Raw genomic sequence first — 23,384 nt, forward strand, 5'->3', positions numbered from 1 at the left:
TGCTGCGCCTGGGCAAACGATGCAATGGGGCCAGTGTAGAAAGCCGGGCATCTTTGGAAAAATGCATTTTTCCGCGGCCTCTATACAGAAAAGATATACATTGCCAGCCACCCCGAGCAGGACCGAATCGCCATGTCCAGACCCCTGAGCGCCCGAGAGATCGAAGCCTTCCGCGCCGTCATGCAGACCGGCACCACCACGGCCGCCGCGCGGCTGCTGCACACCACGCAGCCTTCGGTCAGCCGGCTGCTGGCCCAGATGCAGGCGGCCGCAGGGCTCAAGCTGTTCGACATGCACAAAGGCCGCCTGCGCCCCACGGCCGAGGCCGTGGAACTGTTCGCCACCGTGCAGCAGCATTTCCTGGGGCGCGAGCGCATAGAGCGCGACCTGGCCGCACTGCGCCAGTCCGGCGCCGGCACGCTGCGCATAGGCTGCACGCCGGCCCTGGGCCTGAGCGTGATCCCGGCCGTGGTGCGCAGCTTCGCGCAGCGCTACCCGGGCACCCACATCAGCCTGCAGACCCTGGGCTCCACGCCCTTGCGCGAGGGCCTGCTGCATGGCCACTTCGACCTGGTGGTCAGCACCATGGCGCTGAGCACGCCCGAGCTGGATGCCACCGTGCTGCACCGCAGCCGCGCCGTCTGCGTCATGCACCCGGACCATGCGCTGGCCACGCGCACGCGGCTGCATGTGCGCGATCTGCAGGGCCAGCTGCTGCTGACCCTCAACGCCGATGACGACATCTACCTGCAACTGCGCAGCACCATGCAGGAGCAGGGCATAGAGGCCGGCTCCACCATGGAGACCACCTACTCCTCCACCATCTGCAGCCTGGCCGCACAGGGGCTGGGGCTGGGCGTGGTCAACCCCTACGTGGCCTCGGTGTTCGCGCGCGACCTGCGTGTGCTGCCACTGCTTCCAGCCTGTGCGGTGGAGGTGGTGCTGGCCCTGCCGCCCCAATACGCGCCCACCGAAAGGGCTGACTGCTTCGTGCAGTTGCTGCGCGAGCAATTGCACGCCTATCCGCAGGCGCGCACGCCCTAAAATTGCGGCCGATTGGAGACAAGCGGTTTGCAAACGAGTACCCACGAGCCCATGCTCACCCCCGCCGAGCGCGAGGCCATCAATTCCGGCCAGTGGTTCTGCAGCCTTTCGCCCTCGCTGCGCCATGACATCCTGCGTCAGACCACGGTCCGGCGGCTCAAGGACGGGGCACTGATCTATGCACGCGGCGATGTGCCGCACAGGTGGTATGCCTGTGCGCAGGGCGCCGTGCGCATGAGCTCGACCAGCCTGTCGGGTCGGCAGACCACGCTGGCCTATGTGGAGCCGGGTGCCTGGTTCGGTGCCATGTCCACCTTTCTTGACGAGCCGCGCACGCGCGATGCCTATGCCCACGGCGACACCACGCTGCTGTGCGTGGACAAGGAGAGCTTTCACGCCATCCTGGCAACGCATGTGGAGTTCTACGACGCCCTGCTGCGCCTGCAGGCCCACCGCATACGCCAGACCTACGGGCTGGTGGAAGACCTCAACACCCTGCCCCTGCGCGCACGCCTGGCCAAGCAGTTGCTGCACCTGTCGCGCAGCTACGGCACACAGGTGCTGGACGACCCGCGCGAGCTGCGCATAGGCCTGCAACTGGTGCAGGAGGAGCTGGCCCAGTTGCTGGGCGCCTCGCGCCAGCGCGTGAACCAGGAGCTCAAGCGCATGGAGCGCGACGCCTGCATTCGCGTGGAAGCCCAGGGCCTGGTGGTGAGGGACCTGGTGGCCCTGCAGACCATCGTGCGCGAGGCCAGCCTGGCCGGCGCCTGAGGCCGGCGCCAGCGCAGCGCCGGTTCAGCGGCGCCAGTCGATTCTTGCCGGGCGGCCCGGCAGATGCAGCGCAGCCGTTGCAGCAGGCGCCTCGGCCAGCAACCGGCCCTTGCGGAACACCTTCAGGCGCGTGGCGCGCAGCCGTATCGCCTCGGCCGCATCGCGCGCCTGCAGCAGCACGAAGCTGGCATCGCAGCCGGCCTCGATGCCATAGCCGTCCAGGTGCATCACACGCGCCGCGCGCGTGGTCACGGCGTCGAAGCAGTCGCGCATGCCGTCCTGGCTGGTCATCTGCGCCACATGCAGGCCCATGTGGGCGACGTCCAGCATGTCGCCCGAGCCCATACCGTACCAGGGGTCCATCACGCAGTCATGGCCGAAGGCCACGTTGACGCCTGCGGCCAGCAGCTCGGGCACGCGCGTCATGCCGCGGCGCTTGGGATAGCTGTCCTGGCGACCCTGCAGCGTGATGTTGATCAGCGGATTGGCAATCACGGCCACGCCGCTTTCGGCGATCAGCGGCAGCAGCTTGCTCACGTAGTAGTTGTCCATGCTGTGCATGGAGGTGCAGTGCGAGCCCGTCACGCGGCCCTGCAGGCCCAGGCGCTGCGCCTCGAAGGCCAGGGTTTCGATGTGGCGCGACAGCGGGTCGTCGGACTCGTCGCAGTGCATGTCCACCAGCAGGCCGCGCTCGGCCGCCAGCTCGCACAGCAGCCTGACGCTGTCGGCACCCTCGGCCATGGTGCGCTCGAAGTGGGGAATGCCGCCCACCACGTTCACGCCCTTGTCCAGCGCCCGCCGCAGGTTGGCGACGCCGCCGGGCGAGCGCAGCACGCCGTCCTGCGGAAACGCCACCAGTTGCAGGTCGATATAGGGAGCCACCTGGCGCTTGACCTCCAGCAACGCATCGACGGCCAGCAGGCGGGCATCGCTGGTATCCACATGGCTGCGGATGGCCTGCAGCCCCTTGGCCGCCGCCCAGTCGCAATACTCCAGCGCGCGCGAGATCAGCGCCTCGGCCGTGAGCAGCGGCTTGAGCTCGCCCCACAGCGCTATGCCCTCCAGCAGCGTGCCGCTGCGGTTGACGCGCGGCAGACCGTGGCTCAGCGTGGCATCCATATGGAAATGCGGATCGACGAAGGGCGGCGACACCAGCTGGTGCTGCGCATCGACCACTTGGTGGGCTGGCGCTGAAAGACCGGCCGCGACCTCGACGATGCGCCCGCCCTGCACGGCGATGGACATGTCCTGGCGGCCGTCGGGCAGCGTGGCGTGAATGACGAGTAGATCAAGCATCTGCGTATTCTGCGGGCATGGCCGCACACCCGCAGACTTGCCTGACCACGCTGAATGGCCTGCCAGCGGTCAGACCGAAAGCGCACGGGATCAGGGGGAACTACTGGTAGCTGATGGTGAAGGTCGCCGCCGCATTGGCACTGCCTATGGTCACGTTCTCTTCGGTCTTGACATAGCGCGCCGTCAGCGGGATATCCAACCGCGCCTGCCCGTAGGCAACAGCCCCTGCAAACCATTGATTCCTGTTGCCGGCGGCATTGGAGTCCGGGCCAAAGCCCAGTATCTGGTCATCCTTGCGGATCTGCACACCCACACCTTTTGCCACCGAGGTTTTGGACAGGGTCAAAACATTCCCGATATTTGCAGGATTTTCCACGTCCGTCAGCGTGACATAGGCGTTGGTCAACGAACCTGGGATGCCGCCCTTGCACAACAACGAGATGAGGAAGGAGCGGGGAGCACCGGTTGAGCCGATTGAGGTGAGTTTTTGAGTGACAGTCTGGGCCATGCGCACGGGCTCCGGCGCCTGTGGGGTACAGGTGGGCACCTTGGGCCGGAGGACGACGGGCGAGGAAAAGCTGTATTGAGCGAGAAGCTGGCCAAATGCATCAGTCGCGCGTTCGTACAGGAAATCGCTGTCCAGCACGCCACCTGCAGTGATATCGCCATCTGTGGTCTTGATCAACTCAACTGTGACAACGGAATATTGATATGCAAAAGATCCGGGGTGATTGGAATACTGCGCAGTACTTACAGGCGCAGCACCATATCCAGACGAAACCCTGATTCCAATACCTTCGACTGTCGTCGGGTATATATTATTGACTGGTGTAGATTTACCTACAATATAGCCCGTGACCATTGGATTACAATTCATCAATCTAGCGCCAACCCCATTACTCATTACCGCTATAGCGGTTTTTGAGTAAATCACCGTGTTCTTGGCCACATTGGGATTGAATTCTGGAGGATTGAAATTACTGAACATATACTTGTAATAGCCTGACCCATCACTTGTATCTTCAATTGCGCATGCGGACCATGCGGAGGTGGCCATCATTGCCAAAATAAATATCGTGACAGCCTTGTTTATTCTGCAAAAAGCACCTATGAATATATGCATTTTGAATACCCCCGGATAATGAAAAAATTCCAAGGCCGCATTTCCTTGGAAAATTTTCAATCGTAGACACCTTTCATCCGAGATGAAATCAGATCAATCTGATTCAAGGTCTGCCCGGTGCCATGAAGGTCGTGGCGAGGCAGGCCCCATCACGTCAACAGCCCCGCATGCCGATACGCTGGCCGAAGCCAGGGCTGACAGCCGCGCTGCCGAATCGCCTGAAAAACACCCAAGCGCAATCGCGCATCAAAATAGGGGCTGACTGCTGCGGCAAGGGCATGATTTTTCGGGTGAACAGGCTGGCAACCGCCACAAGAGCAACCATCGAAAAATCACGCAATCATTTGATTTAATTGGATTTATTTATGCAAATCGCCACCTGGAACGTCAACTCCCTGTCCGTGCGCCTGCCGCAGGTGCTGGCCTGGCTGCAGGCCAATCCTGTCGATGCGCTGGCGCTGCAGGAACTCAAGCTCACCGACGACAAGTTTCCGCTGCAGGCGCTGCAGGAGGCCGGCTACCACGCGGTCAGCCATGGGCAAAAGACCTACAACGGCGTGGCCTGGCTGACGCGCACGCCGGTGCGCGACGTGGTGCGCAATATTCCGGGCCTGGATGACGAGCAGGCCCGCATCATTGCCGCCACCCTCGATGCCGAAGGCGGCCCGGTGCGCCTGATCAATGGCTACTTCGTGAATGGGCAGGCGCCGGGCACCGACAAGTTCGCCTACAAGATGCGCTGGCTGCAGGCGCTGCAGGACTGGGTGAAAAGCGAAATGGCGACCCACCCGCGCCTGGTGCTCGTGGGCGACTTCAACGTGGCGCCCGAGGACCGCGACTCCTACGATCCCATAGGCCTGAAGGACACGATCCACCACACGGTGGAAGAGCGCACGCATTTCCAGGCGCTGGTGCAGCTGGGCCTGACCGATGCCTTCCGCATGTTCGACCAGCCCGAGAAAAGCTATTCGTGGTGGGACTACCGGATGCTGGGTTTCCAGAAGAACCGGGGCCTGCGCATCGACCACATCCTGGTCAGCGAGGCATTGCGCCCCAGCGTCAGCGCCTGCAGCGTGGACCGCGCGCCGCGCAAGAACCCTCAGCCCAGCGATCACGCGCCCGTGGTCGTGACCTTGGGCTGAATTCCAGCCAGCCGGCTACAGCATGTAGCGGCGCAGCCAGTGGATGGCCTCGATATGGCCGCGCAGCATCAGGGACTGGCGGTGAAGAATCTCGCTGAGCGCCCTGGGCAGACGTACCTGCTCGGCAGCCTCATAGGCGCTCAGCCATTGCTGCTGGCAGGACTCGGCCTGGTCCAGCACGTAGTCCGCGCCCTCTTCCCTGCCCAGCAGCCCGTCCCAGAAGGCGTTGCGACGCAGTGCGGCACGGCTGTCGCGCACGGGCAGGACCACGCCGCCGCTGGAGCCGATGGCACGTTCCAGGTCCTCGACCAGGATCTGACTGGCATTGAAGTGCCGCGCCAGCACCTGTCCGATCAGCCCCTGGGGCATGGGATTCATGCATTCACCCAGGCGTGCATGGGCCTGGCGGCCCAGGGCCAGCACGGCATTGAGCAGGGCCGTGCTCTGCAATTCCAGCGTGGTGGCCACTGGCTGTGTGGGCGTGCGCTGGCGCGCCTGCAGCCATGAGGCCTCGACGGCCTCGCGCACCTGGCTCCAGCGCAGCAGGCTGCTGCCCCGAACCTGCTCCCAGCGCTCTTCGAGCTCGAATTCGACATCGTCGAAATCCTGCTGCGCGTGCTCGGGTTCAAGTGACGCTTTCCAGCCCAGTGCGTAGGCGGGACGGTATTGGTCGTAACCACGCCCCGCAACGAAGTAAGGCTCCAGGAAGTAGCGGTCATGCCAGTACGCATCGACCGGCTCGCCAAGCGTGCGCGGTGTCGATGGGTACATCAGGCCCGGACGAGCGGGCTTGGCTTTTTGCCAGAGGTTGGAGAGGACTGTGGGCACGATAGGTCGGGACGTAGGCCGTTCCAGCGAAGAGGACTCCATTGTCCCAAGCCCGGGCGGCCCGGCCCGTCAGCACCCCGGGCGCCGGCCTGTAGGAGCCGGACCCTTGCCGAGGCAAGGGCCCGGCCGCCTCGCCGGCTTGCCTTACTCGAAGGCGTCCTCGTCCATGCCCAGCTCCTGGAGCTTGCGGGTGATGGTGTTGCGGCCAATGCCCAGGCGCTGGGCGGCCTCGACCCGGCGGCCGTGGGTGACGGCCAGGGCCGAGCGGATCAGCTGCGCCTCGAAGCGGCGGGACAGCTGGTCCCAGACTTCACCATGCCCCTGGGCGTGGGTGTGCTCCAGCAGCTGGCGCGCCTGTTGCCCCAGCAGATGGACCCAGTCCAGGTCGGAGGCGGCCAGGGCCGCGTCATGTGGCGGGGCCAGCGCGGACACGGGCACGGCCAGTCGGCCAAAGCCCTCTTCCGCCAGCGTCGCCGGCGCATGCGGCAGCGTGGCCGGCGCAGGCACGCCGCCGTTGCCACCGCCCACGGGCGGGGCGGCTTCGCCCAGCACCTCGGGGGGCAGGTCCTTGACCGAGATGACCTGGGCAGGGGCCATGACGGTCAGCCAGTGGCAGATGTTCTCCAGCTGTCGCACGTTGCCGGGGAAGGCAAAGGTCTGCAGCCGCTGCATGGCATCGACCCCCATGCGCTTGGGCTCCACGCCCAGTTGCCGCGCGCTTTGCTGCAGGAAGTGGCGCGCCAGCATGGGCACGTCTTCATTGCGCTCGCGCAGCGCGGGCAGGCGCAGGCGGATGACGTTGAGGCGGTGGAACAGATCCTCGCGGAAGCCGCCGTTGCGCACGCGCTGCTCCAGGTCCTGGTGGGTGGCGGCGATGACGCGCACATGGGCCTTGACGGCCTGGTGGCCGCCCACGCGGTAGAAGTGCCCGTCCGACAGCACACGCAGCAGGCGCGTCTGCAGGTCGAAGGGCATGTCGCCGATTTCATCGAGAAAGAGCGTGCCGCCCTCGGCCTGCTCGAAGCGTCCGCGCCGTTGCGTCTGGGCGCCCGTGAAGGCGCCGCGCTCGTGGCCGAACAGTTCGGACTCCAGCAGGTCCTTGGGGATGGCGGCGGTGTTGATGGCCACGAAGGGGCCACCCGCCACGGGCGAGTGCTTGTGCAGCGCGCGCGCCACCAGTTCCTTGCCCGAGCCCGACTCGCCCGTGATCAGCACCGTGACCTGGCTCTGGCTGAGCCGGCCGATGGCGCGGAACACGTCCTGCATGGCAGGCGCCTGGCCCAGCATCTCGGCCTGCAGCGGGGCCTGGGCCTCGGCCACGTCCTCGCGCAGGCTTTCCTCGACCGCGCGCCGGATGAGTTCCACGGCCTTGGGCAGGTCGAAGGGTTTGGGCAGGTATTCGAAGGCTCCGCGCTGGAAGGCCGAGACGGCACTGTCCAGGTCGGAGTACGCGGTCATGATGATGACGGGCAGGCCCGGCTGCTGGGCGCGGATCTGCTCGAGCAGCTCCAGCCCCGAGCCGCCGGGCATGCGGATGTCGCTCACCAGCACCTGGGGTGGCTGGCGCGCCGGGTCACCGGCATCGACATCGGACAGTGCCGTGAGCACATCGCGCGCCTGGATGAAGCTGCGCGTTGCCCAGCCTTCCCGGCCCAGTGCCTTTTCCAGCACGAAGCGGATGGAAGGGTCATCATCCACGATCCAGATCGGTTTCATTGGTGGTGCATCCTTCCCTTGTTGCAGTGTTGACTTCCGTGGGCCTCAAGGCAGGGGAATGAGGATGCGGAAATCCGTGCGGCCCGGCTGGCTTTCACATTCGATCAGCCCCTGGTGGCGCTGCACGAAGGTCTGCGCCAGCGTCAGCCCCAGTCCCGAACCGCCATCCCTTCCCGATACCAGCGGATAGAAGATCCGCTCCTTGATGGCATCGGGAACGCCTGGCCCGTTGTCGATCACATGCAATTCCAATGCCAACCGATAGCGCTGGCGACCAAAAGTTACCTGCCGGGCCACGCGCGTTCGCAAAATGATCTCGGCATCACCGGCGGCGATGCGCTCCTGCAGCGCCTGCGCCGCGTTCTGGACGATGTTGAGCACGGCCTGGATCAGCTGGGCGCTGTCGCCCCGGAACTCCGGGATGGAGATGTCGTAGTCGCGCGTGATGGTCAGCCCGGCAGGGTGCTCGACCAGCACCAGCGAGCGCACGCGCTCGCAGACTTCGTGGATGTTGACGTCGCCCACCTCATGCGGATGGCGGTGCGGCGCCAGCAGCCGATCCACCAGCGCCTGCAGCCGGTCGGCCTCGTGGATGATGACTTCGGTGTACTCGCGCAGCTCGGGGGCGTCCAGATCCATCTGCAGCAGCTGGGCTGCGCCACGGATGCCGCCCAGCGGGTTCTTGATCTCGTGGGCCAGGTTGCGGATCAGCTCCTTGTGCGCCTGGGCCTGCTCGCGCAGCCGCTCCTCGCGGTCCTGGCGGGCCTGCTGCTCCAGCGGCCAGAACTCGACCAGCACATGGCCGGGCCGCTCGGCCAGCGAGACCGTGACGTGCACGGGCAGCGCATCGCCGCCCACGCGGTGCAGGCTGGCCTCGAAGCGCAGGGCCGCGAAGTCGTTGTCCTGGGCGCCACGCAAGGCCTTGTCCAGCAAGGCCGGCTCGGTGAAGCAGGCCGCCAGCTCGCTGCCTTCGAGCATGCGGCGCGACAGGCCCAGTGCGTTCTCAAGGGCTGCGTTGGCGAAAAGCACGGCACCCTGCTCGTCGAGCACGGTCATCAGCGTGCACAGCAGGTCAAGCGCCTGATAGGAGGCCGGGGGCGCCGGCCGGTCGTCCTGGATCATGGCCGGGCTCCGGTGGGCCGCGCGGGCCCGTCAGTTCTTGGGAAGTCGATCCAGCTCACGGCGGATGCCGGCGACATCGCCTTCCTGCCGCGAGATGCTGCTCTTGAGCTGCTCGACACGTTCCAGATAGCCCTGGGGATTGCGCAACTCCAATGCGGTGCGCTGGGGATTGCCATCGTTGTACTCCTGACGCAGCTGTGTCAGCTTCTCCTGGGCGCGGGCCAGCTCGCTTTCCAGAATGGTCCGCGCATCGGAGTCGCGGGCCTTCTGGGCGCTGCTGTTGACCTTGGCCGGAGCGGGCGATCCTGCGGCCGGAGCGGCGGAGGTGCGCGGTGCCTGGCTGCCGCCCGAGGCCGCCGGCTTGCTGCCGCCATGGATCACCGTCACATGCCCGCCGTCCACCGGCTTGCAGTCCTTGGCCTTGGCCTGGCTGACGTTGTTGGTGTACTCGTTGCCGCAGCGGTAGATCACGTCCTGGGACCAGGCTCCCACCGACAGCAGGGGCAGCAGCAGTGACACAAACAGTTTCTTCATTCCATTCCCTCGGGTAGCCAGATCGGAAGGGCCCGGCTTATCCGGGCAAGTATCGCTCCATCTTCCGGGCTGGACGTCATTTCTTGAGCGGGCCAACCCCTTTTGGTTCCGCGCCCAGCATACCCAGGTCCTTGCCGAAAGCAAAAAAGGCGGCTTGCGCCGCCTTTTTGCCGACTCGCCTTACAGCGAGAAGTACATGTCGTACTCGACCGGATGCACGGCCTGACGGTAACGGGTCACTTCGCCCATCTTCAGCTCGATGTAGGCATCGAGCATGCTGTCCGAGAACACGCCGCCCTTGGTCAGGAACGAGCGGTCCGCGTCCAGCGCTTCCAGAGCCTGGTCCAGGCTGTGGCAGACCGTGGGCACCAGCTTGTCCTCTTCCGGGGGCAGGTGGTACAGATCCTTGGTCGCGGCTTCGCCGGGATGGATCTTGTTTTCCACGCCGTCCAGACCTGCCATCAACAGGGCCGAGAAGCCCAGGTAGGGGTTCATCAGCGGATCGGGGAAGCGTGCCTCGACGCGGCGGCCCTTGGGGTTGGCCACGTAGGGGATGCGGATCGATGCCGAGCGGTTCTTGGCCGAGTAGGCCAGCTTGACCGGAGCCTCGAAGCCGGGCACCAGGCGCTTGTAGCTGTTGGTGCCGGGGTTGGTGATGGCGTTCAGGGCACGGGCGTGCTTGATGATGCCGCCGATGTAGTACAGCGCGAAGTCGGACAGGCCGGCGTAGCCGTCACCTGCGAACAGGTTCTTGCCATCCTTCCAGACGGACTGGTGCACGTGCATGCCCGAGCCGTTGTCGCCCGGATAGGGCTTGGGCATGAAGGTGGCGGTCTTGCCGTAGGTGTTGGCCACGTTCCAGATCACGTACTTCATGACCTGTGTCCAGTCGGCGCGCTCCACCAGGGTGCTGAAGCGGGTGCCGATCTCGTTCTGACCGGCGCCTGCCACTTCGTGGTGGAACACTTCGACGGGAATGCCCAGCTGTTCGAGCAGCAGCACCATTTCGGCGCGCAGATCCTGGGTGCTGTCCACGGGGGGCACGGGGAAGTAGCCGCCCTTGTTGCGCGGACGGTGGCCGCGGTTGCCGGATTCGAACTTGGCGCCCGAATTCCAGGGTGCTTCGTACTCTTCGATTTCGTAGAAGGTGCTGCCGGGTTCGGTGTTCCAGCGCACGCCGTCGAAGATGAAGAATTCGGGTTCGGGTCCGAAGTAGGCTGTGTCGCCCAGGCCCGATGCCTTCAGATAGGCTTCGGCGCGCTTGGCCACGGAGCGGGGATCGCGGTCGTAGGCCTTGCCATCACCGGGTTCGATCACATCGCACTGCAGGAACAGCGTGGTCTCTTCAAAGAAGGGGTCGATGTTCGCGGTAGCGGGATCGGGCATCAGCTGCATGTCAGATGCTTCAATGCCCTTCCAGCCTGCCACCGACGAGCCGTCGAAGGCGTGGCCCGAGGTGAACTTGTCTTCGTCGAAGTGCGACACCGGCACCGTGACGTGCTGCTCCTTGCCACGGGTGTCCGTAAAACGAAGGTCCACGAATTTGACCTCGTTCTCCTTCACCATGTTCAACACGTCTGCAACGGTCTTTGCCATCAGATCTCTCCTGCCAATCTGGCTGATCAAAAAAGATAAATACTCTTAAGCAGTTTGCGTGCCAGGCTGCATCCATTGAGTGCATGCCTGCAGACTGGCACCTGCTTGGCGCGCCAGCCCCGTGATTCTGCCGCCTTGGGAAGGGCTTGTGGATGACATTGAGGCCTCTGTCGGCATTCGATCCACCGCCCGGCATCTTCACCAAATCGGTGCAGATTCAGGGACCGGCCCGTAAATCAGATATTGCGCACCAATTCAGGGCCAAGACTTGCACCAAATGAGTGCAAACCTTCCAGCAGCGTGGGCCAGGCCTTGGTGACGGCACCAGCTTCGCCCTTGACACCAAGTTCTATGTGCCGGCCGTGCTTGGAATCATCCACGCTGGGCAGGCTGAACACCTTGACGCCCGGGTGGTCGCGCTCTATGGCCACCATCAGCGGCGTCAGCGTGGCCTCCATGCCGCCGTAGACGATGACCGAATGCTCCCGCTGCACCGTGCTGTGGAAATGCTTGGCGTAGCGCTGCTCCAGCACCCACTCGACCATGGGCCAGGCCATGACAGGGAAACCGGGCACGAAGTGCACGGTGCCCGCTGCACCCGTTTTGCCCATTGCGCCCGAGCAGGAAAAGCCCGGGATCTTGTTGTAGACGTTGGGGATGATGCGCGCGCCTTCGGGGAAGTTGCCCATCTGCAGCCGGTGCAGGTTGTCGGCGCGCTGGGGTTCGTAGGGCTTGCCTTCTTCGGTGGCCACATCGCGCATGCGCTCGCGGATGAGGGCCACGGCTTCCGGGTGCAGTGCCAGCGGCACGCCCAGGGCCTCGGCCGCGCATTGGCGCGTGTGGTCGTCGGGGGTGGCGCCTATGCCGCCAAAGCTGAAGACCACGGCCTGCGATGCGAAGGCGCGGCGCAGGGCGTCGGTGATGCGCGCCCTGTCATCGCCCACGTACTCGGCATGGGCCAGGGACAGGCCACGCGCGCCCAGCAGCTCGATCAGCTTGGGAAGGTGCTTGTCGGCACGCTTGCCCGACAGGATTTCGTCTCCGATGATGAGTGCGCCTACTTGAAGGGTCATGAGGTCTTTTCTTGCGGGGTGGAGGGGGGAGAGGCCGCGCCGGCTCCGAGCGGCGCGTCGGGAGCGTAGGGCACGATGGGGGTGTCGGGCAGCGCCGGTTCCTCCTCGCGCATGCGCTGCAGCGCGGCCAGGCAGAAGTGGGCAAACCACAGCGAGGAGAAAGCGAAGATCAGCGCATAGATCCAGATGGCCACCGGAATCAGTATCCAGAAGGCCGCGATGAAGACCACGCCGGAGGCCCAGACAATGGCCGGCGCCGCGCCCAGATAGCCGCAGACCACGCCCATGAGCATCAGCGCCAGGCGGTGGCGCAGGAACAGGCTGCGGCGCTCGGGCTTGCTGGCGTGGGCAGAGAGCGCGTCAAAGGCCATGACGCGATAGGTCAGCCAGCCCCAGATCAGCGGCGGGATCACCACCACCAGGGGCGGCACGAACCACAGCGGCACCGAAACCAGCAGCGCGACCAAGGCAATCAGCGAAGAGCCTGCGGACCACACCAGGCTGCCGACAAGGGTGGCGCCCTGCCTGCGCTCCAGCGCGGGAAAACGCCGCTGGGCCACCAGCTCGACCAGGGCCGGCGTCATGAACAGCGCCACCAGCAGCAGCGAGACCACGACCAGCACCGGCGTGACCGAGAGCACGACCAGCACCGGCGCCACCAGCTCGGGCAGCGATTGCACGCCCATCCAGGACCAGACGGTGTGCAGCCAGCCCACGCCCTGCAGGACCCCTTCCGTCCAGACGACGGCATCGGCCCAGAAGAAATAGCCCAGCAGCCAGGCCGTGATGGCCATGAACAGCAAGGGAAACAGCGACCATGCAATCACCCGCTTATGCAGGCAATACGCCGTCGCACGCCAGAAGGAATCGAGTAGCAAGCCCATGCCGGCAAGCATACCCCGAGCCCAGCCTCAAGCGCGACCCATCAACCTTAGGAACCCACGCCATTGCTGGGCCCAAAAGCCCTGGCCGTAGTCGCGCAGCTGGCCCTGGGCATTGGGCTGGACCTGGTCGCGCACGCCGGTGGGATCGAAGCGCAGCTCGAAGTTGGCGGTGCCGAACAGCATGTCCCACCAGGGCAGCAGCACGCCGAAGTTGTTGCCATGCGCCTTCTTGTTGCGCACGGGCGCCATAGGCTCATGGCCAATGCCGATGGCGTGGTGGCGGCGGTGAAAGCGCGGGCTGATCCACAGCCGCTCGCCGATGGTGCCGAACCAGACGCGCAGGTTGGCATGCTGGAAGCTCTCGCTGAGCTGGGTGAAGGCCACGATGGCCACGAACTGGCCTGGCGCCACGCCGATGAGCTGGGCCACGAGCACGATGATGGTGTCGCGGATGACATCGTCGAGCAGGTGGTTGCGGTTGTCGCTCCACACCGTCATCTGGCGCTGCGAGTGGTGCAGCGCATGCAGCTTCCACCACCAGCCGATGCTGTGCTGGCCGCGGTGTATCCAGTAGTCCAGGAAGTCGAAGGCCAGCAGGTAGATGATCAGGCTGACCCAGGCCAGGTCGGTGACGCCGGGCCACACGCCGTCGAGGTGAAAGCTCGGCAGCCCCCAGACATGCAGGCGGCCCATGAGCTCGTCCCACAGCGGGTCCAGCGTGAAGAACAGGGCCAGCCGGAACAGGCCCAGCCGGTGGACCACGGTATAGATGATGTCCACGTGGATGGCGCGCCGGTCGGTGACGGGCTCGACGGGCCGCCAGTACTGCAGCGGCGCGATCACCGCCACCATGATGAAGATCTGCAGCAGGCCCACCAGCAGCCAGCCCGTGGCGCCATAGGCGTCCTCCAGCAGGCTGGCCTGCCCCAGGCCGAACAGCAGGGGCTGGACAACGCCCTCGAACAGGCGCTGCTGCGCATTACCGAACCACTGAATCCACCAGTCCACACCACGCTCCCATCGCCCGCCGCGCTGCGCGCGCGGACACTATGCGAATTTTGCTACCCAATCCCGATAGTCGGGATGCTCCCGCAGTGTGCGGAAGCAGAACCCCTGCTTGAGCAGGCCCGTGATCAAAGGTTCCAGCACGGCAGGTGCCCAGGGGTCCTTGCGTGACCAGATGCCCAGATGGGCCAGCAGGATGTCTCCGCTGCGGATGTTCTTGAGCGCCTGGGCCAGCAGCTGCGCATTCGGGTAGCGGTCGCTGGGCAGCTCATCGCCCAGAAAACCCGCGCTGGCCCAGCCCACATGCATGTAGCCGCCCTGCCGCGCGGCATCCAGCAGCGCGGGCGAGGTCTTGCCGCCGGGCGCACGGAACAGCGGCAGAGGCTTGCGTCCGGTGATCTGCTGCAGCCGCTGTGCGGATCGGCGGATCTCGTCGCAATAGCCTGCCGCATCGACCGTGAAGTTCTCGTTGGCGCGAGGCCCTGCCGAGGGGCGCACGCGAAAACCCGTGACCGGCCCGTTCTTCGAGGCGCGCAGATCACCGCGCCAGTACATGTGGTCGTAGGTGTGCGAGGCGAATTCATGGCCTTCGGCAGCGCGTGCGCGCCACCAGGGCGCCCAGGTCTCGCCCAGGCTGCCATCGCCTTGCTGGGTGGGCTCGTTGGCCGCGAAAAACGTCACTGGCACCGCATGGCGCTTGAGCACATCGGCCACCAGGTCGGCAATGCCCATGTGGCCCGTGTCGAAGGTCAGATACACGGTCTTGGCACAGCCTGTGCCCTGCCCTGCCGCCAAGGCGGGGCGCAGCAGGCCGAAAGCCGCCGCACCGGCCAGCGATTGCGCAAAGAGACGGCGGTCCATCAGCGTTGCGCGTGGGCCAGCGTCCATACGCCGTGCGGCGACTTGCCGACCTTGACCTGCTGGACCACCTTCTTTTCCACGGTGTCGATCACCGACAGCTTGCGCGCCCAGCGCGAGCTGACCAGCAGGTAGCGGCCGTCGGCGGAGACGTCCATGCAGTCGGGGCCGCCCGGTGCCGGGTAGTTGGCCACGACCTGGTTGGTCTGCATGTCGATCTTGCTGATGGTGTTGGCCACGCGGTTGCTCACATACAGGTGGCGGCCGTCGCCGGCGGCGCGCATGGCGTGGGCGCCAGCGGCTGTCTTGATGCGGGCCACGCTGCGCGGCTCGGAGCCGGTGATGTCGAACACTTCCACGCCATCGCTGCCGGTCAGGCCGATGAACAGCTTGGTGCCGTCCGGGCTGCCATAGAGATCGGCCGGCATGGGGCCGGTGGGCACGCGGGCCTTGATGGTCTGGGTGGCGATGTCGATGGCCACCAGGGCATCGCTGTCCTGCATGGTGGAATAGATGGTCGTGCTCTTGGCATCGATCCAGAGATGGCTGGGCGTCTTGCCCGTGGGCACGCGCTTGACCAGCTGCGGGTTCTGGCCATCCCAGCGGTAGATGTCGATGTGGTTGAGGCGGTTGGCCGCCGTGACGAACCACTTCATGTCCGGGCTGAAGCGCAGGTGATAGGGATCGATGATGTCGCGGATCACGCGCTGCACCTCGCCCGTGCGCGGATCGACCAGGGTCAGGGTGTCGCCCAGCGCATTGGCCACGACCAGCGATTTCTCGTCCGGCGTGAGGTACAGGTGATGCGGCTCCTTGCCCGTGGGAATGCGTGCCGTCTCCTGCCAGGTGACCGGGTCCACGATGCTGATGTTGGCATCAAGCGAGTTGAGCACAAAGATGGGCGTGGGGCCCTGGGTCTGCGGTGGCGGCGTGACACGCGCGACCGGGGCCGCGGGAGCTGCCGTAGCCGAGGGAACGGAAGGCGCGGCAGGAACGGCGGCCGCCTGGGCCGATGCGGCTTGCGCCTGCACGGCAGCAGACGTGGCCGAGGCCGCGCGGGCCGATTTGGATCCGGGCAGGGATGCCACGGCCAGCCAGGCCAGCGCACCGCCGCCCACAACCAAAGCCACAGCCGCGCTCAAGCGCCCGACGGAAAGACGTTTCACAAAGCACCACCTTCTGAGAATCTGCGCAGTGTAGCTGCGCCAATCAGCCCCTCGGACGCTCTGGGGCATCGGCTTTTGCTGCTGTGCAAAAAACCGACATTTGCGCGACGTTGGCCCGAGATATCGCGGCAAGCGCGCCAATCCATGACTTGCATCAAGGCATGACAACGGCGCATGGAAATACCCGCCACAACGAAAAAGGGAGCCGACAGGCTCCCTTCGCTGGCATGCGCCCGAAGGCGCAGTGGCGATCAGATCTTCCACTTCTCCATGAGCTTTTCGGGACGCAGGGTGTCGTAGTGCTCGAAGGGCTGGTGGATCCAGGGGTTGGTCGGCAGGTAGTCCACCGAGTAGTCGGGCGTGAAAGCCGACAGGCCCTTGGTCCAGATCACGGCGCTGCGCAGCTCGGTGATCGGCGGGTAGTTGGTCTTGAGCATGGCGATCACGGCGTTCAGCGTGTGGCCCGAATCGGCCAGGTCATCGACCAGCAGCACGCGGCCGGCGATCTCGCCCTTGGGCGTGGTGATGAAGCGCGCGATGTCCAGATGGCCCTGCACCGTGCCGGCTTCGGCGCGGTAGGAGCTGGTGGACATGATGGCCAGCGGCTTGTCGAAGATGCGGCTGAGCATGTCACCGGGACGCAGGCCGCCACGGGCCAGGCAGAGAATGGTGTCGAATTCCCAGCCGGACTGGTGCACTTTGATCGCGAGCTTTTCGATCAGTCCGTGGTATTCGTCGTAGCTCACATACAGGTGTTGACCGTCTTCCGTCAGCATGGAATGGCTCCTGGTTCAATCTTGGGGTTCAGCCGCCAGTGGTTCACTGGGCGGCGTAGGGGTTTTGCATCAGGATGGTGTGATCCCGGTCGGGGCTGGTCGAAACCATGGCGATGGGCACGCCCGTCACTTCCTCGATGCGCTCCAGATAGCGGCGGGCATTGGCCGGCAGCTTGTCGTAGTCGGTCACGCCCACGGTGGAATCGGTCCAGCCGGGGATGGACTCATAGATGGGCTTGCAGCGTGCGATCTCGTCGGCGCCCATGGGCAGCAGGTCGATCTTCTCGCCATCGAGCTCGTAGCCCACGCACAGCAGCAGTTCCTGCAGGCCGTCGAGCACGTCGAGCTTGGTGATGCACAGGCCCGACAGGCCGTTGACCTGGGCGCTGCGCTTGAGCAGCGCGGCGTCAAACCAGCCGCAGCGGCGCGAGCGGCCGGTGGTCACGCCCTTTTCGGCGCCCACGGTGCTCATGTGCCAGCCCGGCGTGCCTTCCTTTTCCCAATCCAGTTCGGTGGGGAAAGGACCGCCGCCCACGCGGGTGCAGTAGGCCTTGGTGATGCCCAGGATGTAGTGCAGCATGCCGGGGCCCACGCCCGAGCCTGCAGCCGCATTGCCGGCGACGCAGTTGGACGAGGTGACATAGGGATAGGTGCCGTGGTCCACGTCCAGCAGCGTGCCCTGCGCGCCTTCGAACAGCAGGTTGGCGCCTTCGGCGTGCGCGGCGTTCAGCTCGCGGGAGACGTCGGCCATCATGGGCTTGAGCAGCTCGGCATGGCGCATGGCCTCTTCGTACACCGCGTCGAATTGCACTTCGCCATCCTTGATGTACGGCTTGAGCGCGTCACCGAAGGTGAAGTTCTTCGAACCCAGCACGTTGACCAGGATGTGGTTGTGCAGAGCCAGCAGTTCGCGCAGCTTGGTGGCGAAGCGCTCGGGGTACTTGAGGTCCTGCACGCGCAGTGCGCGGCGGGCAATCTTGTCTTCGTAGGCGGGGCCGATGCCACGGCCGGTGGTGCCGATCTTCTCGGTGCCGCCCTGCTCGCGCGCAGCTTCGCGCGCCACGTCCAGCGCCGAGTGGAAGGGCAGGATCAGCGGGCAGGCTTCGGACACGCGCAGACGGTCACGCACCTGCACGCCGGCCTTCTCCAGACCTTCGATTTCCTCGAACAGCTTGGCGGCAGAGAGCACCACGCCGTTGCCGATATAGCACTTCACGCCGGGGCGCATGATGCCGCTGGGGATCAGGTGCAGTGCGGTCTTCACGCCGTTGATGACCAGCGTGTGGCCAGCGTTGTGGCCACCCTGGAAGCGGACCACGCCCTGGGCGCTTTCGGTCAGCCAGTCCACCAGCTTGCCCTTGCCTTCGTCACCCCACTGGGTGCCGACCACGACCACGTTGCGACCTTTGGTAGCTTTCATATTCAAATCCGATGAAATCCGAAGAAATTGACAAATGCGTCAGATGGCTTGCACGGCCCACTGCCCGGCAACCTGCACGAGCTCGCGGTCGCAGTGGAATTCGTCCACTTCGCTTTCATGCCCTGGCAGCACGCAGACCACGGTCTCGCCCTGCCGGCGCAATGCAGCAATGGCAGCCGCAACCTGGGGATCGTCGCCCCAGGGCGCGCGGATGGCAGCCTTGAGCGGGCGCTCGGGCACGACGGCGACGAGCTGCTTGATGTCCAGGCTGAAGCCGGCGGCGGGCCGGTTGCGGCCAAAGACCGCACCCACCTCGTCATAGCGGCCGCCGCGCACCAGCGCATCGCTGGCACCCGGCACATAGATGGCGAAGCGCGTGCCGCTGTAGTAGGCATAGCCGCGCAGATCGGCCAGATCGAAGCTCACGCTCACGCCTTCGAGGCGCTGCGCCAGCCAGCGCAGCTGGTCCAGCAGAGGCTGCACGCCTGCGGTGCGGGCCAGCAGCTTCTCAGCGCGGTCCAGCACCTCGATGCCGCCATACAGCTGCAGCAGGGCCATCAGGCCTTCGCGCGATGCGGCAGGGAAGTCGCGTGTGAGACGCTCGAGCTCGCTCGCATCCTTGGCGGCCAGCGCAGCGTGCACGCCGCGCAGCACCTGCATGTCCACCATCACGCCAGCCAGCAGGCTGCGCACGATGCGCACATCGGCCAGATCGACATTGATGTTGGTGACGCCTGCGCTGCGCAGGCAGTCCAGCGCCAGGTGCAGTGCCTCCAGGTCGGCTTCCATGCCCTGGTGGCCGTAGATCTCGGCACCGAACTGCAGCGGCTCGCGCGTGGCGCGGGGGCGGTCAGGGCGGGCATGGACGACGGGGCCGCAGTAGCACAGGCGCGTGAGGCCCTTGCGGTTGAGAAGATGGGCGTCGATGCGGGCCACCTGCTGCGTGGTGTCTGCACGCAGACCCATGGTGCGGCCTGTCAGCTGGTCGATGAGCTTGCAGGTCTGCAGGTCCAGCGCCTCCCCTGTGCCGGTGAGCAGGGATTCGAGGTACTCCAGCATGGGCGGCATGACCAGTTCATAGCCATAGCCACGCGCTGTATCGAGCAGGCCTCGACGCAATTCTTCGATGTGCCGGGCCTCGGAAGGCAAGACATCGGCGATGTGATCCGGCAGGACCCAAGCAGACATGGAAAAGGGGGAGGCTGTTAAAAACGTGATTCTACCGGCTGTTGCGGGCCAGCCCAAATTGGGGGTGACCCAAGGCCCACGGCGGGTGTTCGGTATTCCGAATCGATTCGGTGCACGGGCGACAGCGGCGGCGCAAGAAAAAACGGCGCCCCAACAGGGGCGCCGTGCAGGGGCCGGGCGGCGTTACCGCTCAGGCGCGCTTATTTTCCAGAGCTTCCACCACTGCGGTAGGCCTTGAAAAAATCGGTCTGCGAAGGATCGAGCACGAGCACATCGCTCTTCTTGGCAAAGCTGGCCTTGTAGGCCTCCAGGCTGCGGTAGAACTGCGCAAACTGCGGGTCCTTGCCAAAGGCCTCGGCGTAGGTCCGGGCGGCCTCGGCATCGCCCTCGCCCTTGATCTTCTGGGCATCACGGTAGGCATTGGCGATGGTGATCTCGCGCTGGCGATCGGCCTCGGCGCGGATCTTCTCGCCTTCGGCGGCGCCGGTGGAGCGCAGCTCGTTGGCCACGCGCTTGCGCTCGGCTTCCATGCGGCGGTAGACCGATTCCGTGATCGTCTCGGCATAGTCCACGCGCGTGATGCGCACATCCACCACGTCCACGCCCCAGGGCTTGGCGCCGCGCACGGTCTCCAGCACTTCGCGCTTGACGTCGTTCATAAGCGCATCGCGCTTGCTGGACAGCAGTTCGCGCACGGTGCGGCGGTTGATTTCCTCCTGGAAGGCATTGCGCACCACGCGGTTGAGCTGCATGGCGCCGGCCGACTCGTCCAGGCCCACATTGCGGATGTACTCCGACGGATCGGAGATGCGCCAGCGCACGTACCAGTCGATGACCACGCGCTGCTTTTCGGCAGTGAGCATGGGCTCGGTGTCGGTGCTGTCCAGCGTGAGCAGGCGCTTGTCGATGTAGCGCACGTTCTGGAACGGCGGCGGCATCTTGATGTTCAGGCCCGGCTCGGTGATCACTTCCTTGATCTGACCCAGGGCATAGACCACGCCGAACTGGCGCTGATCGACGACGAACAGCATGGAGCTGAGCAGCGCGAGCGCCAGAAGAATGCTGGTGATGAAAAATCCAACTCGGTTCACTTGGGCTGCTCCTCAGCGTGCTTCGCGGTCACGGCTGCGACTGCTGTCGCGGCTGCGCGCATCGTTCGAAAGGCCGGGAATGGCGGCAGGCGCAGGCGCCTGGGTGCTGGGGGCCGCCGAGCTGTCGGCTGCCGGCACATTGCCGCTCACGCCTTGCATGATCTTGTCCAGCGGCAGGTACAGCAGGTTGGAGCCCTGGCGCGATTCCACCAGCACCTTGGTCACGTTGCCGTAGATCTGCTGCATGGTTTCCAGGTACATGCGGTCGCGCGTGACCTGGGGAGCCTTCTGGTACTCGGTGAACACCGAGCTGAAGCGCTGCGCATCACCCTGGGCCTGGGCCACGATGCGGGCCTTGTAGCCGTTGGACTCTTCCAGCAGGCGCGCTGCCGAGCCGGCTGCGCGCGGCACCACGTCGTTGGCGTAGGCCTGCGCTTCGTTCTTGGCACGCTCACGCTCCTGGCCGGCACGCAGCACGTCGTCGAAGGCGGCCTGAACCTGCTCGGGCGGACGCACGCCACCTTGCTGCAGGTTGATGCCCACGACTTCCACGCCCACCTTGTAGCGGTCCAGGATGGTCTGCATCAGGTCGCGCACGCGCGGGGCGATCTGGTCGCGCTCCTCGGCCAGCGCCGTATCCATCTTCATCTTGCCGACGACTTCGCGCACGGCAGTCTCTGCGGCCTGGACCACGGCTTCGGACGGGTTCTTGCTCTCGAAGAGCCAGGCGCGCGCGTCGCTCAGACGGTACTGGACGGCGAACTTGATCTCGACGATGTTCTCGTCCTCGGTGAGCATGGCCGACTCGCGCAGGCCCGTGCTCTTGATGATGGTGTCGCGCCCCACGTCGGCCGAACGGATCTGCGTCACGAAGACCAGTTCATGGCGCTGGATCGGGTACGGCAGCCGCCAGTTGATGCCGGCGCCCACCGTGCTCTTGTACTTGCCGAACTGGGTGATGACGGCCTGCTGGCCTTCCTGGACGATGAAGATGCCCGTGCCCATCCAGATGATGAAGGCAATGCCGGCGATCAGGCCCACGCCCATGCCGGCGCTGCGCATGTCCGGCGGCTGGCTGCCGCCGCCATTGCGGATGGGAGGCTGGCCACGGCCGCCGCCCGGCTTGCCGCCGAACAGGCCCGAGAGCTTGCGGTTGAGGTCGCGCCACAGCTCATCCAGATCAGGCGGCTGGCCGACGCCCGACGAGGGGCGGTTGTCACGGCTGTCGCGGTTGTCGCGTGCAGGTTCCGCAGGCGGGGGCGGCGGCGCGGGACGGTCGGCATCGGGGCGCGAAGCATCGTCGTTCTTGTCGTCGCCACGTCCCCATCGCGGATCATTCAGGTTGAACATCCCGCGAAGGCGCTGCGGCAGCATCGCCCAGCGATGGGCGCGTTGTGAAAGATTCATGCGAGAAGTCTCGGTTTCTTCGGTAAAGACAGGGACCCAATCGGCATTTTGCCCAATCAGGGCGCTAGCCCCTAGTATTCGGCGTCCTGCCCAGGGGGCATCGCGCCATCCACCTCCTCCTGATCCCGCTCATCACCACCGTGCGCTTCGGCGTGTTCCGCCTCCGCGCGCAGCGCATGCTCGGCCAGCAACTGCCGCAGCTGCGGCAGCCCCTCGCCGGAGCGGGCGCTGACGAACACCCGTGAAACAGGCAGCCCGTCAAGCTCGTACTGGTCCTGCAACTGCGCTGGAAGCCGCTCCGGATCGACGGCGTCCAATTTGTTGAAAACCAGTACCAGAGGCACCTCCTGGGCACCGATTTCCTTCAGAACTTTCTGGACTTGTTGGATTTGCTCTGGGAAATTCGGATTGGAGGCGTCGACCACATGCAGCAGAAGATCGGCATCGATCGCCTCCTGCAGCGTGGCCTGGAATGCATCGACCAGGCCGTGCGGCAGGTCGCGGATGAACCCCACGGTATCCGACAGGGACACCGATTGCTGGGCTTCATTCAGGTACAGCTGGCGCGTGGTCGTATCCAGCGTGGCGAACAGCTGGTCGGCCGCATAGGCGCGCGCCTTGACCAGCGCATTGAACAGCGTGGACTTGCCGGCGTTGGTGTAGCCAACCAGAGAGATATTGAAGATGCCATGGCGCTCGCGCCGCCGACGCTGCGTGGCGCGCTGCTTCTTGACCTTCTGCAGCCGCTCCTTGGTGCGCTTGATCGACTCGTCGATCATGCGGCGGTCCAGCTCGATCTGCTTTTCGCCAGGACCGCCACGGCCGCCGATGCCGCCCATCTGCCGCTCCAGGTGGGTCCAGCGCCGCACGAGGCGCGTGGCCACGTATTGCAGGCGCGCCAGTTCCACCTGCAGCTTGCCTTCATGGCTGCGCGCGCGCTGGGCGAAGATCTCCAGGATCAGCAAAGTGCGGTCGTTGACCGGCATCTGCAGATGGCGTTCCAGATTGCGCTGCTGGGCCGGGCTCAGGGCCTGGTCGAACAGCACTTCCTGGGCACCGTGCATCTGGGCGAGCATGCGGATTTCGTCAGCCTTGCCACTGCCCACGAACAGCGCCGCATCGGGCACCTTGCGCTTGCAGGTCAGGCGTGCAACGGGACGCAGGCCGGCCGTGCCGGCCAGCAGGCCCAGCTCTTCCAACTCGCCATCGAAATGGGGAAAGCCGAAATCCACGCCCACCAGCAGCACTGGCGTTGGCGTGGACCGGTCAAAAGATTCAGAACTCAAGAAAAACCTCTCCCGAAGGGTGAGGAAGCTCCCCGGCGGTGCGGGGAGGCATCAGGGC

22 protein-coding genes are annotated in these 23,384 nt (G+C 65.3%); 4 read left to right on the forward strand and 18 right to left on the reverse strand.

Going from position 1 to position 23,384, the window contains the following annotated elements; all coding sequences use genetic code 11:
• The first annotated feature begins 132 nt into the window (after positions 1-132).
• Together INR38_RS14915 and INR38_RS14920 are read left to right on the forward strand one after the other, a co-directional pair.
• The gene (locus INR38_RS14915) at positions 133-1,044 is read left to right on the forward strand and encodes a LysR family transcriptional regulator (protein ID WP_034396253.1); all 912 of its coding nucleotides are present in this window, start codon (positions 133-135) and stop codon (positions 1,042-1,044) included.
• Between the two features lie 51 nt (positions 1,045-1,095).
• The gene (locus tag INR38_RS14920; protein ID WP_016451304.1) at positions 1,096-1,815 is read left to right on the forward strand and encodes a Crp/Fnr family transcriptional regulator; all 720 of its coding nucleotides are present in this window, start codon (positions 1,096-1,098) and stop codon (positions 1,813-1,815) included.
• A 24-nt stretch (positions 1,816-1,839) separates the two neighbouring features.
• Here INR38_RS14920 and INR38_RS14925 read toward each other — a convergent pair whose 3' ends face one another.
• Together INR38_RS14925 and INR38_RS14930 are read right to left on the reverse strand one after the other, a co-directional pair.
• A complete protein-coding gene (locus tag INR38_RS14925) occupies positions 1,840-3,111 on the reverse strand; it encodes an amidohydrolase family protein (protein ID WP_207442311.1) in 1,272 nt (423 codons plus the stop codon).
• A 100-nt stretch (positions 3,112-3,211) separates the two neighbouring features.
• Complete coding sequence (locus INR38_RS14930; RefSeq protein WP_207442310.1) at positions 3,212-4,294, reverse strand: fimbrial protein; 1,083 nt, start codon at positions 4,292-4,294, stop codon at positions 3,212-3,214.
• Positions 4,295-4,401: 107 nt separating this feature from the next.
• Here INR38_RS14930 and INR38_RS14935 point away from each other — a divergent pair, with 107 nt between their 5' ends.
• Both INR38_RS14935 and xth read left to right on the forward strand, forming a co-directional pair.
• Positions 4,402-4,587 carry a hypothetical protein gene (locus INR38_RS14935; RefSeq protein ID WP_143290004.1) on the forward strand — a complete coding sequence of 62 codons (186 nt, stop codon included), beginning with the start codon at positions 4,402-4,404 and terminating at the stop codon, positions 4,585-4,587.
• Between the two features lie 12 nt (positions 4,588-4,599).
• On the forward strand, positions 4,600-5,376 hold the full coding sequence (gene xth, locus INR38_RS14940) for an exodeoxyribonuclease III (RefSeq protein ID WP_207442309.1): 777 nt from the start codon (positions 4,600-4,602) through the stop codon (positions 5,374-5,376).
• A gap of 15 nt (positions 5,377-5,391) precedes the next feature.
• Here xth and INR38_RS14945 read toward each other — a convergent pair whose 3' ends face one another.
• From INR38_RS14945 to hflX, 16 genes are all read right to left on the reverse strand, one after another.
• Positions 5,392-6,204: a hypothetical protein gene (locus INR38_RS14945; protein ID WP_224986152.1), complete on the reverse strand. Its 813-nt coding sequence runs from the start codon at positions 6,202-6,204 to the stop codon at positions 5,392-5,394.
• Positions 6,205-6,348: 144 nt separating this feature from the next.
• Entirely contained in the window at positions 6,349-7,920 is a 1,572-nt protein-coding gene (gene ntrC, locus INR38_RS14950) for a nitrogen regulation protein NR(I) (protein ID WP_207442307.1), read from the reverse strand.
• 45 nt (positions 7,921-7,965) lie between these two features.
• Positions 7,966-9,042 carry a nitrogen regulation protein NR(II) gene (glnL, locus tag INR38_RS14955; protein ID WP_012206799.1) on the reverse strand — a complete coding sequence of 359 codons (1,077 nt, stop codon included), beginning with the start codon at positions 9,040-9,042 and terminating at the stop codon, positions 7,966-7,968.
• 30 nt (positions 9,043-9,072) lie between these two features.
• On the reverse strand, positions 9,073-9,576 hold the full coding sequence (locus tag INR38_RS14960; RefSeq protein ID WP_013801180.1) for a hypothetical protein: 504 nt from the start codon (positions 9,574-9,576) through the stop codon (positions 9,073-9,075).
• A 180-nt stretch (positions 9,577-9,756) separates the two neighbouring features.
• Positions 9,757-11,172, reverse strand: coding sequence for a type I glutamate--ammonia ligase (gene glnA / locus INR38_RS14965; protein ID WP_012206801.1), 1,416 nt, complete (start codon positions 11,170-11,172; stop codon positions 9,757-9,759).
• Positions 11,173-11,408: 236 nt separating this feature from the next.
• A complete protein-coding gene (locus INR38_RS14970; protein WP_088164064.1) occupies positions 11,409-12,245 on the reverse strand; it encodes a molybdopterin-binding protein in 837 nt (278 codons plus the stop codon).
• Entirely contained in the window at positions 12,242-13,141 is a 900-nt protein-coding gene (locus INR38_RS14975; protein WP_207442305.1) for an EI24 domain-containing protein, read from the reverse strand. Before INR38_RS14975 ends, INR38_RS14970 begins: the two co-directional genes overlap by 4 nt.
• Before the next feature lie 15 nt (positions 13,142-13,156).
• The gene (locus INR38_RS14980) at positions 13,157-14,137 is read right to left on the reverse strand and encodes a sterol desaturase family protein (protein WP_012206804.1); all 981 of its coding nucleotides are present in this window, start codon (positions 14,135-14,137) and stop codon (positions 13,157-13,159) included.
• 39 nt (positions 14,138-14,176) lie between these two features.
• Positions 14,177-14,995, reverse strand: a complete 819-nt coding sequence (locus INR38_RS14985) for a polysaccharide deacetylase family protein (RefSeq protein ID WP_043819097.1) — start codon at positions 14,993-14,995, stop codon at positions 14,177-14,179.
• Positions 14,995-16,122, reverse strand: a complete 1,128-nt coding sequence (locus INR38_RS14990; RefSeq protein WP_347566757.1) for a beta-propeller fold lactonase family protein — start codon at positions 16,120-16,122, stop codon at positions 14,995-14,997. Before INR38_RS14990 ends, INR38_RS14985 begins: the two co-directional genes overlap by 1 nt.
• Positions 16,123-16,409: 287 nt before the next feature.
• Positions 16,410-16,934 carry a phosphoribosyltransferase gene (locus INR38_RS14995; protein WP_012206807.1) on the reverse strand — a complete coding sequence of 175 codons (525 nt, stop codon included), beginning with the start codon at positions 16,932-16,934 and terminating at the stop codon, positions 16,410-16,412.
• Positions 16,935-16,977: 43 nt separating this feature from the next.
• Positions 16,978-18,354: an adenylosuccinate synthase gene (locus tag INR38_RS15000; RefSeq protein ID WP_012206808.1), complete on the reverse strand. Its 1,377-nt coding sequence runs from the start codon at positions 18,352-18,354 to the stop codon at positions 16,978-16,980.
• A 39-nt stretch (positions 18,355-18,393) separates the two neighbouring features.
• Positions 18,394-19,542: an ATP phosphoribosyltransferase regulatory subunit gene (locus INR38_RS15005; RefSeq protein WP_012206809.1), complete on the reverse strand. Its 1,149-nt coding sequence runs from the start codon at positions 19,540-19,542 to the stop codon at positions 18,394-18,396.
• A 200-nt stretch (positions 19,543-19,742) separates the two neighbouring features.
• Entirely contained in the window at positions 19,743-20,633 is an 891-nt protein-coding gene (gene hflC / locus INR38_RS15010) for a protease modulator HflC (RefSeq protein ID WP_012206810.1), read from the reverse strand.
• Between the two features lie 12 nt (positions 20,634-20,645).
• Positions 20,646-22,040: an FtsH protease activity modulator HflK gene (hflK, locus tag INR38_RS15015; protein ID WP_207442302.1), complete on the reverse strand. Its 1,395-nt coding sequence runs from the start codon at positions 22,038-22,040 to the stop codon at positions 20,646-20,648.
• A gap of 71 nt (positions 22,041-22,111) precedes the next feature.
• On the reverse strand, positions 22,112-23,326 hold the full coding sequence (gene hflX / locus INR38_RS15020) for a GTPase HflX (protein ID WP_012206812.1): 1,215 nt from the start codon (positions 23,324-23,326) through the stop codon (positions 22,112-22,114).
• Between the last annotated feature and the right edge of the window lie 58 nt (positions 23,327-23,384).

Origin of the sequence: Delftia sp. SD018 (genome assembly GCF_017355445.1) — a bacterium.
Classification (GTDB): Bacteria; Pseudomonadota; Gammaproteobacteria; order Burkholderiales; family Burkholderiaceae_C; genus Comamonas; species Comamonas acidovorans.

Coding starts and splice junctions, on each gene's coding strand:
- glnA (WP_012206801.1), bottom strand. CDS start 11,172: ATGGCAAAGACCGTTGCAGACGTGTTGAACATGGTGAAGGAGAACGAG.
- hflK (WP_207442302.1), bottom strand. CDS start 22,040: ATGAATCTTTCACAACGCGCCCATCGCTGGGCGATGCTGCCGCAGCGC.
- ntrC (WP_207442307.1), bottom strand. CDS start 7,920: ATGAAACCGATCTGGATCGTGGATGATGACCCTTCCATCCGCTTCGTG.
- INR38_RS14975 (WP_207442305.1), bottom strand. CDS start 13,141: ATGCTTGCCGGCATGGGCTTGCTACTCGATTCCTTCTGGCGTGCGACG.
- INR38_RS14925 (WP_207442311.1), bottom strand. CDS start 3,111: ATGCTTGATCTACTCGTCATTCACGCCACGCTGCCCGACGGCCGCCAG.
- INR38_RS15005 (WP_012206809.1), bottom strand. CDS start 19,542: ATGTCTGCTTGGGTCCTGCCGGATCACATCGCCGATGTCTTGCCTTCC.
- xth (WP_207442309.1), top strand. CDS start 4,600: ATGCAAATCGCCACCTGGAACGTCAACTCCCTGTCCGTGCGCCTGCCG.
- INR38_RS15000 (WP_012206808.1), bottom strand. CDS start 18,354: ATGAAAGCTACCAAAGGTCGCAACGTGGTCGTGGTCGGCACCCAGTGG.
- INR38_RS14935 (WP_143290004.1), top strand. CDS start 4,402: ATGCCGATACGCTGGCCGAAGCCAGGGCTGACAGCCGCGCTGCCGAAT.
- INR38_RS14920 (WP_016451304.1), top strand. CDS start 1,096: ATGCTCACCCCCGCCGAGCGCGAGGCCATCAATTCCGGCCAGTGGTTC.
- glnL (WP_012206799.1), bottom strand. CDS start 9,042: ATGATCCAGGACGACCGGCCGGCGCCCCCGGCCTCCTATCAGGCGCTT.
- INR38_RS14960 (WP_013801180.1), bottom strand. CDS start 9,576: ATGAAGAAACTGTTTGTGTCACTGCTGCTGCCCCTGCTGTCGGTGGGA.
- INR38_RS14970 (WP_088164064.1), bottom strand. CDS start 12,245: ATGACCCTTCAAGTAGGCGCACTCATCATCGGAGACGAAATCCTGTCG.
- INR38_RS14985 (WP_043819097.1), bottom strand. CDS start 14,995: ATGGACCGCCGTCTCTTTGCGCAATCGCTGGCCGGTGCGGCGGCTTTC.
- INR38_RS14915 (WP_034396253.1), top strand. CDS start 133: ATGTCCAGACCCCTGAGCGCCCGAGAGATCGAAGCCTTCCGCGCCGTC.
- INR38_RS14995 (WP_012206807.1), bottom strand. CDS start 16,934: ATGCTGACGGAAGACGGTCAACACCTGTATGTGAGCTACGACGAATAC.